Source organism: Pedomonas sp., from assembly GCF_036515995.1.
Classification (GTDB): domain Bacteria; phylum Pseudomonadota; class Alphaproteobacteria; order Sphingomonadales; family Sphingomonadaceae; genus Pedomonas.
Genome location: NZ_DATBUP010000023.1, coordinates 1 through 13132, shown reverse-complemented (window position 1 = coordinate 13132; position 13132 = coordinate 1). Strand labels below are relative to the sequence as shown.

10 protein-coding genes and 1 pseudogene are annotated in these 13132 nt (G+C 64.2%); 1 reads left to right on the top strand and 10 read right to left on the bottom strand.

The window, feature by feature from the left end:
* From VIG90_RS02015 to VIG90_RS02000, 4 genes and pseudogenes are all read right to left on the bottom strand, one after another.
* A pseudogene (locus VIG90_RS02015) lies at positions 1-490 on the bottom strand (fimbrial biogenesis outer membrane usher protein); the annotation flags it as partial.
* Positions 491-620: 130 nt separating this feature from the next.
* Positions 621-1391 carry a fimbria/pilus periplasmic chaperone gene (locus VIG90_RS02010; protein WP_331591757.1) on the bottom strand — a complete coding sequence of 257 codons (771 nt, stop codon included), beginning with the start codon at positions 1389-1391 and terminating at the stop codon, positions 621-623.
* A 39-nt stretch (positions 1392-1430) separates the two neighbouring features.
* Complete coding sequence (locus VIG90_RS02005) at positions 1431-2054, bottom strand: hypothetical protein (RefSeq protein ID WP_331591756.1); 624 nt, start codon at positions 2052-2054, stop codon at positions 1431-1433.
* 51 nt (positions 2055-2105) lie between these two features.
* The gene (locus tag VIG90_RS02000) at positions 2106-2699 is read right to left on the bottom strand and encodes a hypothetical protein (protein ID WP_331591755.1); all 594 of its coding nucleotides are present in this window, start codon (positions 2697-2699) and stop codon (positions 2106-2108) included.
* A 532-nt stretch (positions 2700-3231) separates the two neighbouring features.
* On the opposite strand from VIG90_RS02000, the gene VIG90_RS01995 reads away from it, so the two are divergent.
* Positions 3232-4413 carry an EAL domain-containing response regulator gene (locus tag VIG90_RS01995; protein WP_331591754.1) on the top strand — a complete coding sequence of 394 codons (1182 nt, stop codon included), beginning with the start codon at positions 3232-3234 and terminating at the stop codon, positions 4411-4413.
* A 129-nt stretch (positions 4414-4542) separates the two neighbouring features.
* On the opposite strand, the gene VIG90_RS01990 is transcribed toward VIG90_RS01995, so the two are convergent.
* The 6 genes from VIG90_RS01990 to VIG90_RS01965 are packed head-to-tail and all read right to left on the bottom strand — an operon-like array spanning position 4543 to position 13024.
* Positions 4543-7056 (bottom strand): response regulator, encoded by a 2514-nt coding sequence (locus tag VIG90_RS01990; RefSeq protein WP_331591753.1) that lies wholly within the window; start codon positions 7054-7056, stop codon positions 4543-4545.
* A complete protein-coding gene (locus VIG90_RS01985; RefSeq protein ID WP_331591752.1) occupies positions 7049-8149 on the bottom strand; it encodes a chemotaxis protein CheB in 1101 nt (366 codons plus the stop codon). Before VIG90_RS01985 ends, VIG90_RS01990 begins: the two co-directional genes overlap by 8 nt.
* Positions 8106-10337 (bottom strand): hybrid sensor histidine kinase/response regulator, encoded by a 2232-nt coding sequence (locus tag VIG90_RS01980; protein ID WP_331591751.1) that lies wholly within the window; start codon positions 10335-10337, stop codon positions 8106-8108. The genes VIG90_RS01985 and VIG90_RS01980 overlap by 44 nt, the downstream gene beginning before the upstream one ends.
* Before the next feature lie 2 nt (positions 10338-10339).
* Positions 10340-11977, bottom strand: a complete 1638-nt coding sequence (locus VIG90_RS01975) for a methyl-accepting chemotaxis protein (protein WP_331591750.1) — start codon at positions 11975-11977, stop codon at positions 10340-10342.
* A 22-nt stretch (positions 11978-11999) separates the two neighbouring features.
* Positions 12000-12608: a chemotaxis protein CheW gene (locus VIG90_RS01970; protein WP_331591749.1), complete on the bottom strand. Its 609-nt coding sequence runs from the start codon at positions 12606-12608 to the stop codon at positions 12000-12002.
* The gene (locus VIG90_RS01965; protein ID WP_331591748.1) at positions 12605-13024 is read right to left on the bottom strand and encodes a tetratricopeptide repeat protein; all 420 of its coding nucleotides are present in this window, start codon (positions 13022-13024) and stop codon (positions 12605-12607) included. Before VIG90_RS01965 ends, VIG90_RS01970 begins: the two co-directional genes overlap by 4 nt.
* Positions 13025-13132: the final 108 nt, after the last annotated feature.

The following is a 13132-nucleotide window of genomic DNA, read 5'->3' as shown; positions in this document are numbered from 1 at the left end:
AGACACCCTCGGTCTCAAGAACGACCCCGCCGATCCTGGCAGCACCGTCCATGAACAGCACCGGGTCGGCAAAGCCGGTATCCTCACCGCGCGCCACATGGTCCCAGGAAAGCCGGGCATTGACATAGGCGCTCGTGCTGGCGGGCGGATCGAACGTGCCAAATGTCTCGGGCGTCATGGAGCCAAGCTGCACATCGCGGGCCGCACGCAACGTGTCGGGCAGGACAAGCTGCAAGGCCAGAGCCTGCGCATCATAGACGATGCTGATGTCGCTTCCGGCCAGGTCGCCCGGCCCGACCGACGGCAGTGCCGAGAGCGCAGCCCTGAGGGTACTCATCGTTTTGGGTTCGACCACCATAGCCAGAAGGTCGAGCAGACGCTCGGGCGGCAGGCTGATGGTGTCATCCGGCGCCACGGTCATCTCGACCTCCCCCAAGGTCACGTCGCGCAAGAGAAGCGGTGCGGTGATCTTCAAGGCGCGCCCGGTCATATTCAGTCGTGTGACGGCCGCGGTGGGCAGATCAGGGGTCGGCGGCCCCTGGCCCAGGCCCGGGCCGCTGAGAGTGCAGGCGCTAGCACCAGACACCGCACCGGCAAGGAGCAGGCGCCAACGCCTGGTCTTAGCGGCGTGCCTCCGGCTCGAAGCGCGCATCAATGCTTCCTGTCTCCGCCGGGAGCAGCAGCGGCAGCGTGAAGCTGCGCACCTCGTTGCCGCCGATGAGCCCGTAGCCTGCCCCCTGCTGTATATCAGGCCCGGTCAACGTTTGCCGGATCAACTCCCGTCCTGATGCATCCCGCTGGACGATCGTCAGGCGCCCGCGCGAGAGGTAGCCATGCGTGGCCGATTGATTGGCAATGGTGACCACCGGTACCGCGCGGCCTTCCGTGTTCCTGCCGATGTTCGTCTCGGTCACCCTCAGGTCGGGCTTGCCGCTGCGAGGCTGCACGCTGGCAACAACCTGAATGTTGTAGAGGACCTGGATACCTGTGGTCCCCTCGGGAAGTTGCACCGGCAGCTGCGCAACGGTGACGTAGTAGTGACGGCTCTTGTCAAGCGCGCCATCACCGACATACTGGACCCGGAATACCTGCGACTGGCCGGGCTGGATGACGGCCTGGGCGGGAAAGACAACCAGGTCTCCCGGGTCCTGGCCGGTTCCCCGGGTGCCGTTGGCATCGAACACCAGCCTCTCCACCCGTAATTCCACCGGAATGGCCGTGGTTCGGGTGTTGCTGACGGTCAGTGTCTGCGTCGCCTGTCGGCCAGCCGGCTGAAGGTCGAGAATGACCGGCTGCACCGATTGAGCATGAGCGGCGCCGCCAAAGCCGAGCAGAGCGCCCGCGAGCCATGCCAGCACGGCAGCCTTTCGAAGAATAGGATTTCGCACCACATATCCTCCCCGGAGCCTATGGTTATCGTACGACCCCGGTCAGGCGGGGGTGATGGTCACGGTAATGACGGCGTCATAGGTGCCGGCCACCAGAACACTCTGGTCGCCGCCCTCCGGCCTCAGCCCGAAGACCCGGATCTCGAAATTGTCCGGAATAAATGCAAACCCGTCGCCGACGGTCAGCGTACTTGGAGCGGGCAGTGTTGCTGCCGTTGTATAGTTGAGTGTGGTGATGCCGCCGCCGGTCAGCGCCATTGCGACCTGCGCCGTATAGTCGATGTCGTTCGAGACGGTGAAGCCTCCCTCGCCGGCCGGGACCGGATTGGTCGTGCTCAGGCGGGTGGCGCTGAGCGTCACAGTCGCGGCGGTTCCTGTGCAGCCGGCCTGGAAGGCGATCGTGCCGGCCGGAGAACCCGATGTCGAATTCACAAGAGCCGGGCGCAGCCGGGCATTGGTATCCGAGAGCTCGCCCAAGGATATGGTACCACCGAAGGCGGAGGACGTCGTGCCGGACGCGCCCCCGGCCCCGCAGCGGGACGCCACAAAGCCGCGCAGGCTGACCTGCCCGGTCGAGCTCTGGGCCTGCACCGGCTCGGGTGTCAACGCCGCCATCCCGATTGTTGCGAGTGCCGCAAGGCTTGCGGTGCCGGAAGTCGTTCTCATCGCTACACCTTTCTTATCCAGAACATCGCCATAGGCCCAGCTTCGACCCCGTCAGGTTGAAGGGCTGAGCGTCAGCATCAGGACGTCGCTATAATTGGCCGAGGCCATCAGGTTCCTGCTCCCGGCTGCAGGCTGAGACGACACCCGCAGGTACGACCCCTGATCGCTGCTGCTGGCGCCTGGCAGCCTCATGCCGGCAGTCGCCGAGGCAGGGCCGCGGAACTGGCAGGGCGCCGCCGCCGTGCTTGCCAGCGACGATGCGGTACACGCCGTCAGAAAACTGACGCCGCCCGTGCCGACGGCATGCAGCGTCACTGTATAATCAAGAAGATTGGTATACCCCCTTGTCGGGGTGCCCGGGGCCTTGAGGCCACCATTGGCTGACACGATGCCGAGGCGCAGCGGCGAATTGCACTGCAGGACAAAGGTCAGGTCCCGGCTGAAGGCGATCTCCAGATTTCCGAGCTCAAGAACTGCGTCCGGCGGGGCGCTGAACCCACAGCGACCGCTGATCGATGCCGTGACCGGGACCGTGATCTCGACCCTGTCCTGCCCGGTCCCATGAGTTGCGGTCGTCTGCGCGTTCGCCGGCCCGATGGCAGAGGCGACGGCCATGATGATGGCAGGGAGGGACAGTTTACCCACGACGGAACAACCACTCTGAAGCACCGCCCACGAACGGCATTATTCTGACAACGAGACGATGAATTTATGGTTCCGGCCGGAACGGCAGGCTGTTCTAGGCTTTATATCTCTGACCTAAGAGATGTTACCTATGCACTGTCGCAGCCGTGCCGCCGGTTGGAAACCGGGGGACCGCCGCCCGGCAGCCAACTGCCAATCTTGAGACCCGGGCGATACACATTCTCCTAATCTGATCTACATCAGATCTGGAGAGCCTTTGCGGGAATTTGCGACCGCTTAGAGTCTGTCGATGAACAGGACAAGCGCACCAGCCGGGATTTACAATGAGAGTAACGCGTTTATATAATGCAACTAGGATAAATAGCTCAGCAGCAAACATGCTATTTATGGTCGTCGGAGAGACGCGCTCCGATGAGCGGGAAACAGGCGGTTGACGCATGAACCTTCCCTGCAGCGCTGCAGCCAGGCTTTCTCTGGCAGGAGTTCCAGTTGTTGCCTCATCGTTACGAGTGGTAAGCGGAGTACAGAGAGCATGGGCGCGATCGATTTTTTAATTGTTGATGACGATCCCGCCGTCTGCATGCTGATAAAGCGGGTTGCCAAAGGCTGCGGTTTCATATCCGAAGCTGCAACTGACGCAGATGAATTCCGAAAGCTGTATGCCAGCCACGTCTTTGGCGCCATTGCGGTCGACCTGTCGATGCCCGACGTTGACGGTATCGAAATTCTCCGCTTCCTCGCCCGCTCTGATTGCAAGTCCAATATCCTGATCATCAGCGGCTTTGATCGACGTGTTGTCGATACGGCCTGGCGCCTTGGCCAGCAACTGGGCCTGAGGATGACCGGGATCATCTCTAAGCCCATTGATCTGCAAACCCTGCGATCGATCCTCCGGCAATCCGTGGCGGCCCGAAAGGGCTTTGAACCCCGGGCCCTGCCCGAGCTGACCACGGCCCATATCATCGAGGCGATCACGCGGGGCGACATTACCCTTGCCTATCAGCCGAAGATCGACGTCGCTTCCGGCCGTCTCGTCGGGGTCGAGGCACTGGCGCGGTGGAACCACCCGCAGCTCGGCCCCATTCCTCCCGCCGTTTTTATCCCTCTGGCGGAAAAGCTGCACATCATCGACCGATTGACGGATCATGTCCTTGAAATCGCGTTGCATCAGTGGGGCCTCTGGCACGCGGCGGGCACCACCATCGATATTGCCGTGAACATCTCGGCACTCAGCCTGGGTCGTCTGGATTTTCCGGATCTCGTCCTGGCCAAGTGCGAGAAGTTTCAGGTCCCCCAACACCATCTGATTATCGAGCTGACGGAAGGGGCGACACAGCAGGCCGTACAGCTGCTGGACACCATGACCCGCTTCCGTCTGAAGGGCGTGAAGATTTCACTGGATGACTACGGCACCGGCTATGCCTCGCTCGCGCAGTTGCAGCAGCTTCCCTTCAATGAGATCAAAATCGACAGACGCTTCGTCGATGATGCCGACCGGTCGGTGGACTCGCGCGCAATTGTAAAATCAGTGATCGATCTGGCCCACAATCTGGGCCTGACGGCGACCGCCGAAGGGGTCGAGACCCAGAGCGTGCTCACGCTCCTTGCCGAACTCTCCTGCGACCAGGCGCAAGGATACCTGATCGCAAAGCCCATGCCCGCAGCCGACCTTATGGGATGGATCGAGCAACGGCGCCAGACAAGCGCCGCATGAGCCGGGTCGCCAGACATCAGAGTACGCAAGGAGCTGACCCGCCCTGCCCCTTCCGGAACAGCCACCCCGCCAGATAAAAACCACACCATTTTGCAGCACCCAGTGCGCTGGCACGCACTGGGTGCTGCATCACTGTTCCGCCGCCCTGTGGCCAGGGGTATCCAGGACCAGACGAATGGCACGGGCCAGTTCGTGCTTGCGATAGGGTTTGCTCAGCAGATGGCCGTTCCTTGCCAAGTGCCCGTTTGTCTGGTCTGCGGTCTCGGCATAGCCGGAGGTGAAGAGCACCCTTATTTCCGGCCATCTTTGCTGTGCCAGACGCGCCAGCTCCACCCCGGTCATGCCGCCTGGCATCAAGACGTCCGTGAAGATCAGGTCAACATCGGTGCCAGCCCCCAGGACATCGAGCGCATGGCGTGCATCCTGCGCTTCTAAAGTGGCATAGCCCAGCTCCCTCAATTGGCGAACGACCACCTGCCGGACGTCAGGCTTGTCTTCAACCACAAGAATGGTCTCCGCACCGGTTGGCAGCTCCCTGGCCTCGATGTGTGCGCGACCGTCGGCTTCGCCCGGGGATGCGGCGCGCGGCAGATAGATCTTGATCCTTGTGCCCCGGCCCGGCTCACTCTCGATCTTCAGGTGCCCTCCGGACTGCTTGACGAGGCCATAGACCTGGCTGAGGCCAAGGCCGGTGCCGCGCCCGCTCTCCTTGGTGGTAAAGAACGGCTCGAGCGCCCGGGCCACGACGTCCGGCGTCATGCCGGTTCCGGTATCGCTGACCTCAAGCATGACATAGTTGCCCGGGGCCAATTCGCCGTCCTTGTCCGGGCTTGCCTCATTCAGGGTTATGTTGCTTGTGCGGATCGTCAGCGTGCCGCCGCCAGGCATGGCGTCGCGGGCATTGATCGCCAGGTTGAGAATGGCATCATCTACCTGCGCCGGGTCGACATTCACCATCCCCAGATCCGGATCCGGGATGATGCGGATATGGATATGCTCACCCAGTGTCCGCCGCAGCAAAGCCACGATGTCCGGCAGCCGCTCGTTCAGCCCGATGGCCCTGGGCTGCAACTGCTGCTTGCGGGCAAAGGCAAGGAGACGGCGTACCAGATCAGCGCCGCGCCCGGCAGCGTTCAGAACTTCATCCGTCAGCTCGGCCTCTTCCGAGCCATCCGCGAGCATTTCGCGCAAAAGTTCGGCATTGCCCATGACGACGGCCAGGAGATTGTTGAAGTCGTGCGCGACGCCGCCGGTCAGCTGACCAATCGCATCCATGCGCATGGCCTGCTGCATCTGCCGGGCCAGAGCATTGCGCTCGGTTACATCCCGGATGATCAGCTGGGTTGCCGCCATCCGGTTATAGTCGACAAGGGAGGATGTGATCTCGACTTCGAGCGAGGATCCGTCGGGGCCCTTGAGCTGCACCTCGCGCAACGCGCCTGCGGCGCCCGGTGGCGTATCGCGTACCTTCCCCAGGACCTCCTGCTGGAAGGATCCAAGTTCACGGATTTTCCGGCCCATGAGGTCGGCCGGATCCTGCGCGCTCAGCAGCCGCAGCGCCGGTCGATTGACAAAGACGATCTCGTCATTGCTGAGGACAACCACGCTGTCCGGCAAAGCCTCGACCAGGCCCAGGTAGCGCTCGGCATTCTCGTTTGCGGTAATTTCTGCAAGCTTCAGGCTGGTCACGTCCTGGCAGACGCCAAACAGGGCCAAGCGCGTGCCATCAGGCCCGATTTCTGATCGGATCTCCGTCAGGCAGTAGCGCACCTCGCCATCCGAGCGCAGGATCCGGAATTCCTCCCGGTGCGAAACCCCGGTTTGCGTACACTCCCGGAGCGCCTCTTCAATGCGGCCGCGATCCTCCGGGTGGATCATCGACAGCACCCGCTCCAGCGTGACCTGATCTTCGGATTTTTCCAGATGGAAGATGTGATAGAGCTCATCCGACCACTGGAGCGCATCGGACTGACACGGCAGGCGCCAGTTTCCGAGCTTGGCGATGGCCTGGGCCTCGGCCAGATGGCGCCGCTGGTCGTCCAGCTTCCGAGTCCGGATACGGACCTGCTGCTCCAGGTCCTCGGCATGGCGCTCCAACTGCTGTTTGGCGGCAGAGAGTGCGGCCTGGCTTTCCTGCAGCTTGCGATTTGCGTGAACGACGTCCTCGAAGGTGGAGAGCAGCAGATCAAGGATCTGCTCCTTGCCGGAGCGGATCTGGAAGCGGCGGCCAAGGAACATGACATCGATGCCCTCGCCCTGACTGCTGCGCCGGACCGCCTGGTTTCCGAGCACGGTCCGCACCCGCTCGAGCAGGATATCCGGATCATAGGGCTTGGTCAGAAAATTATCCGCCCCGCATTCGAGCCCCGAGACGATGTCCATCGGATCGCTGAGCGAGGACAGCAGCATGACAGGAACACCCGGGCCTGCCTGCTGCCCCTTCAGGCGCCGGCACAGTTCATATCCGCTCATGCCCGGCATGACGATGTCGCTGATCACGAGATCAACGTTGCCGGGGTCGAATTTGATCAGCGCATCCTCGGCGCTGGCAGCGTGCTCGACTGTGTAACCAGCGGATTCAAGTACAAAACGGAGCTCTGCTGCCTGGGTTCTGCTGTCCTCGACAATCAGTATTCTAGCCACTTTCAGCTTCCCCCAAATCCTGCCGTGTCAGTCTGACTATCTGCGCGGCAATGCTGCCAAGCGCGAGAACCTTGTCCGCTACGCCTTCGCGAATGGCCTCGGCGGGCATGCCGAAGACGACGCAGCTGGCCTCGTCCTGGGCGATGACCATCCCCCCGGCCTGCCTGATGTCATGAAGACCCGCAACACCGTCCCGCCCCATGCCCGAGAGGATCAGCGCCAGAGCCGAGCCACCAAAGTGCTGCGCAACGGAGCGAAACAGACGGGTCGCCGACGGGCGGAAGCCGTCAACGGGTGGCCCGTTATCGAGCAAGAGCCGGGACTTGCTCGCCAGGCAGAGATGCTGGTCATCCGGGGCCAGATAGACCGTCCCGGGGTTGAGCCGTTCCCCGCCTTCGGCGAGTTTGACCGGGAGCGAGCTGACACTGCCGAGCCAGGCCGCAATATTCTGGTCAAAACCCGAGGCCACATGCTGGACGATCAGGATGGGCACCGGCAAATCCGTCGGCAGCTTGGCCAGGATCTGACGCAGGGCGGCCGGCCCCCCGGTTGAGGCTGCGATCGCGACGATACGCACGTGCCGCGGCGCGTCGGCAGGCGGCAACAAGGCGGCCGGCTGTAGCGGGAGCCGCCACTGACGAACAACCTTGACGGCGGCCATGGCCTTGAGCTTGCTCAGGAAGGCATCGGTAGGACGCTGCCCGGCCGTGCCGCCCGCGGCCGGGAGGGCCAGCTCGGCAACGGCACCACCGCAAAGATCCGGCGCCTCCTGGCGGGTGGGGGCAATCTCGCCCGTCTGCCTCAGCAGGACAATCGGGGTCGGCGCCTCGATCATGATTTCCCGGCAGGTATTGAAGTCCCCCTCGATGCAAAGGGCGGGCCCGAGAAGAACGAGGTCAGGGCGATGACGCATGGTCATGGCAAGAGCTTCGCGCCCGGACAAGGCCTTGGCCACGACCGCGACTTCGGGATCCTGATCGAGCAGCTGCAACAAAGCGATGCGCACTGCAGGGGACGTCTCGGCAACAAGGATGCGGATCACAAGGGTCTCACAACAGGCGCGCCACAGCATCGAGCAGACTTTGCTGATCAAACGCGCTCTTGACCAGATAGGCGTCGGCTCCCGCATCCAGTCCGCGCACCTTGTCAGCTTCGGTTTCCCGCGCCGTGACCAGAATGACCGGGATTGCGCGCAGCGTCTCTGACCCCCGCATGGCCCGGGTCAGGGCGATGCCATCCATGTGGGGCATCTCCACGTCCGAGACCACCAGATCGATGTCCTTCTCCTGCAAAAGCGCCCAGGCCTCGGCCCCGTCGCATGCCACGACCACGTCATAGCCGGCCGCCGTCAGTGCGGTCTGCTCAAGTGTGCGGGTGGTGATAGAGTCATCGGCAACGAGCAGGCGCCGTTTGCCGGCGCCCGTTTCTTCCGGGCGCATCCGGGACGGATACAGGCGGGTCTCCAGGCGATCCAGACTCATCTCAAGTGCCGCAGGGTTGATAACGAGAGCAAAACGGCCGCTGGGTAGAATGGTTGCACCGGCGAACAGGCCCAGGCCTGCCAAGCGCGGCCCCAGGCTGCGAATGACCAGTTCGTCTTCGTGCAACAGGGCATCGACCACCAGAGCGATCTCGCACTGGCCCGCGGACAGGAGCACGAGGCTCAGCCGGTCCGGCGCGCTCGCGCCCGGCGGGGCGCCAAGGCCGAGCCATTCGGCAGCGCCAATGACCGGAACGGGCACTCCCTCCAGCAGCACGACGCTGCGGCCCTGAAGCTCGCGGATATCCTGCCTGCCCACCCGCAGCAGCCGTCTGATGTGCAAACTTTCGATCGCAAATGTCTGCCCGCCGCACTCGACCAGCAGCGCCCGCGTCGTCGTGACGGTCAGCGGCAGACGAATAGAGAACCGGGTGCCTTGGCCTGCGGTCGATGTCACAGCAATATCGCCGCGCAGGGCCTCGACCGTGGCGCGGGCCGCATCAAGGCCAACGCCACGCCCGGAGATCTCGGTGACAACCCGCGCGGTCGAGACCCCGGGCTGAAAGATCAGCGCCGCCAGATCCGCATCCTGGTCGCCGGCATGGACCTTGCCCTGACCCGCCGCCTGTTCTCGCAGCGCCGCCAGATCAAGCCCTTGCCCGTCATCTTCTACCAGAACCTGCACTTCCTCGCCGCTCAGGCGGGCCGTGATGGCAATGCGTCCCTCCTCGGGTTTTCCCGCGGCGCGCCGCTGCTCGCGCGTCTCAGCTCCGTGATCGATGGCGTTGCGCACGAGGTGGCGCAGAACGCCGCGAAGCGCCTCGATGATCGCCCGGTCAATCTCGACCTGTCCGCCGCTGACCACAAGCTGCACGCTTTTCCGACCCTCCTGCGTCAGGTCGCGGACGATACGCTCGAGCCCCTCGCAGGCCATGGTAAATGGCTGCATGCGCGCCGCCCTGACCTCGGCCTCCAGCGCAGCCGCCGCCTGATCGATCGACCGCCGGCTGGTCTCCATGCCTGCGGCCAGGGCCTGCAGGCTCTTCTCCAGGCTGCCGAGGTCGTCTGCAAGCGCGCGCAGACCGGCCACAGGGCCTGCTGCCCGGCCCTGCCGGCGAGCAGCTAGGCTGCGGGCCGCGCCGCGCACGTCGCCCAATCTTGCCTGCAGCCTCGAGACGCCCTCCTCGAGAAGTCCGGCGCGCGACCGAGCAAGGAGCAGCTGGCTGCTCCGGGCCAGCAACTGGTCCAGCCGCTGGGCAGGCAGGCGTATCTGCGCCTCTGCAATCCCGGGCCCCGCCGGTGCCGGAGACGGTGCCGCAAGCTGCGGGGAGGATGGTGGCGAGGCCGGGGGTGGCAGGTCCGGCGTTGCCTCAGTTGAGGGCGTGCGTCCTTCCTCGCTTTGATCGGCAAAAGCCGCCAGCCGCGGCTGTATCTCGATCAGGCTTGAGGCATCAAGGCTGTCCCCCTGCTCGATCGTCCGTCCGGCCTCGAGAATGGCATCGACTGTCTGATAGAGCAGTTGAAAAAGGCCATGGTCCGGCATGCGGCGGCCATCTCGCAGGGCCGAGAAAATATCCTCGAGATGATGACACGCCGTCTCGATGGGACGGACATCGACCGACCGTGCTGCACCCTTGAGGGTATGGGCCGAGCGGAACAGGGCGTTGAGAACGCCCGTGCGCTCAGCCTCGCCCCCTGCCCGCTCCAGGTGCAGCAGGTCCCGCTCCAGGTCGCGTGCGAGCTCCTGCAGCTCGCCCTGGAACGTTGCCATCAGATGCCGGATGAGATCCTTGCGGTCCATGGTCAGCGGCCATATCCAGAAAGACGCTCCTTCAAGTTCAGCCCCAGCGCATTCAGATTTTCGGCCGCCTGTTCGGCCTGGCGTGTTGCTGCCAGGTTCTGGCTGCTGGCCTGATTGATATGAGTCATGGCCTGGCGGATCTGTGCCATCCCGGTTGCCTGCTGGCCCGAGGAGGCGGAGATGTGGGCGGCTGCCAGGGCCGCATCGGCGATAATGCCAGCCAGCTGGGTAATGGTGGCTCCGGCCTCGGCCACCGTGCGCAGGGCCTCGTCCACGCTGCGCGCGCCTTCCTCGGTCACCCGCACCGACTGGTTCGTCGCCTTCTGAATATCCCCGAGGATGCGGCGCACCTGGCCGGTCGCCTTCTTCGACTGCTCGGCCAGGGTCTTGATCTCGTTTGCAACGACGGTGAAACCCCGGCCGTGTTCATTGGCGCGAGACGCCTCGATGGCGGCGTTGAGCGCCAGGAGGTTGGTCTGCTCGGCGATGTCCGTCACCACGGCGATGATGTCACCGATCGACTGCGCCTGCTCGGCAAGGCCCACGACGCTCTCGGCGATCAGCTCCGTGCGCGCGCGCACCGCCTCCATGGCAGCTGTCGTATCCGCCACGGCTTTCTCGCCGGCCGCACTCAGCTCGACGGCGCGCTGGGATGAGATCTCCACGGCCTTGGCCCGCTCGGCAGCCTGCTCGGCCGTCTGCAGGACCTCATCGACCGTCGTGATGGTCTGTGCCACCGCCGAGGACTGCTGACGCATGCCGGCGGCCTGTTCGCTCGTGCCGGCCAGGATCTCCGCCGAGGCCGTCGTCAGACTGGCAACCGCTTCGGCAATGGCGCCAAGCAGGTCTTCCAGCACCTTCCGGCCTTGCGCCTCTGCTTCGATCCTCTGGCGCAGGTCTTGGGTCATGGCATTGAACGACTCCCCAAGGCCTGCCAGTTCGTCACTTCCCTCAACCGGAGCCGAGGCATTCAGATCCCCGCCGCTGATCCGGTTGGCAGCACCGGCAAGATCGCGGATCCGCCCCGAAGTACTTCGGGCCAGCGCAACGACGGGCAGCAATGCCGCGAGGATAAGCCCAGAGAAGAGCCACTGCGTCAGACCGAAAAACTCGACCGCATCCCGCGAGGCGGCCTCCCGCAAATCAATACCGTGATCGATCATGCTTGAGTATGTGCGCAAAACGTCATCGAGGTCGGCAAGGGCAGCCGCGGCTGCGGCCGGATCCTGCGCCACAAGGAAACGGTCGAGGGCGGGGCGGGCGGTTGCTCGCCAGTACTGCTGGCGTTCCTGAAGATTAGCGGCGACGGCCGCATGGGTCTCAGGCTTGATCCCCAGGGCAGTATTGCCTTCGGTCAAATCCCTCAGGCTTTCCTCGGTCAGAGCGACCTGCTGGCGCAAATTGGTGAGGCTTTCGTCGCGCGCGGCGCCGGCACGGGTGTGGTAATTGTGCGCGTGATAGAGGATCCGGTGCGCCGTGCGCGCCTTTGCGGTCAGAGCGGTTGCAGCCAGGTCTGCCTTCAGGGATCTTGCCTCGTAGATATTCCACAGGGCAAAGGCGACCGTCAGCAGAAACAGCCCGATCGGGATCAGCGTCAGCTTTGTCGCCAAGCTCGCGGAGAAGCGAGAGTATGCAGTCATAGTGTCAGTTCCCCTGAAGGCTTCATCCGCCAATAAAGAGCGCCGGCTCGGATAGAAGCGCCGCCCCGTCCAGTACCAGCAGCCCCTCTTGTGTCAGGCCGCGCAAACATGCAGTGGCCCCTGTTGCCGGCAACGAGCCAGTGACAATCGCCTGATCGGCAAGGCTCATGACCGTCTCGACACTGTCGGCCAGAATACCGAACTCTGGTGTCCCATCCCCCACCACGACGAGGTATGACAGGTCGCTCAGCCCGCCCGATCCCAGCCCGAGCAGCTTGCGCAGGTCAAAGGCAGGCACGATCTCACCGTGAATATTGCAGATGCCGGCCAGAAACGCAGGGGCTCTGGGCACAGCCGTCAGCTCGCGGACCCGGGTGATTTCGCGCACGTAGGTCGTCTCGAGTGCAAATCGCTCGGTCATGATCCGCCAGGTGACAACCTCGATCCGGCCTGCGGCATCCACCGCCTCGCCAAGCGGGCGCGCCAGCCGCTGCGCCCGCGCCTCCAGCTCCTGCCGGGCCTGCTCGGGTGACGGCAGGAAAGCCGCCTCCATCGCCTCGGCTGCCCGGGCGAGGCGCTGATGCAGCCGCTCCCAGTCGAGCGGCGCGCGCGCGGGCATCGTCTTTGTCACGACGCTGCTCCTCCTGAAGGGGGGATCTGCTCAAGCTGCCGCCTGGCGATCTGAGCCAGATGACCGCAGGTCTCGCCATCGAGCAGCGGCACCTTTTCTTGTTCCGGTCTTCCCGCACAAAGCGCGAATGCAGTTTCAAATGCCCGCCGGGCCGCAGGCGCTTCGCCCTTGTCCTTCAGAACCGCGCCGAGCAGCATATGAGCGGCGGCAAGACCGGGATCGATATAGATCAGCCGGCGCAGCGACGCGACGGCGTCATTGGCCTTGCCGTCGGCAAGCGCCAGGAAGGCAAGCAAGTACCAAAGCTCGACCGATAAGGGATGGTGCCGCATGGCCGCGCGGGCCGCTTCTTGCGCGGCCGCAAGGTTGCCCTGATCCGCCAGGGCCCGGATGGCTGCCAGTTCGACCGCCGGCACAGGTGCCGCTGCGCCGTGGCGTGCCTGTGCCGCTGCTTGCAAAGCGCCCGCCTTTGCCCGAGGCCGATCCCACCGCACCCTGCCGGACCAGCGGGCGTCCTCAGATAC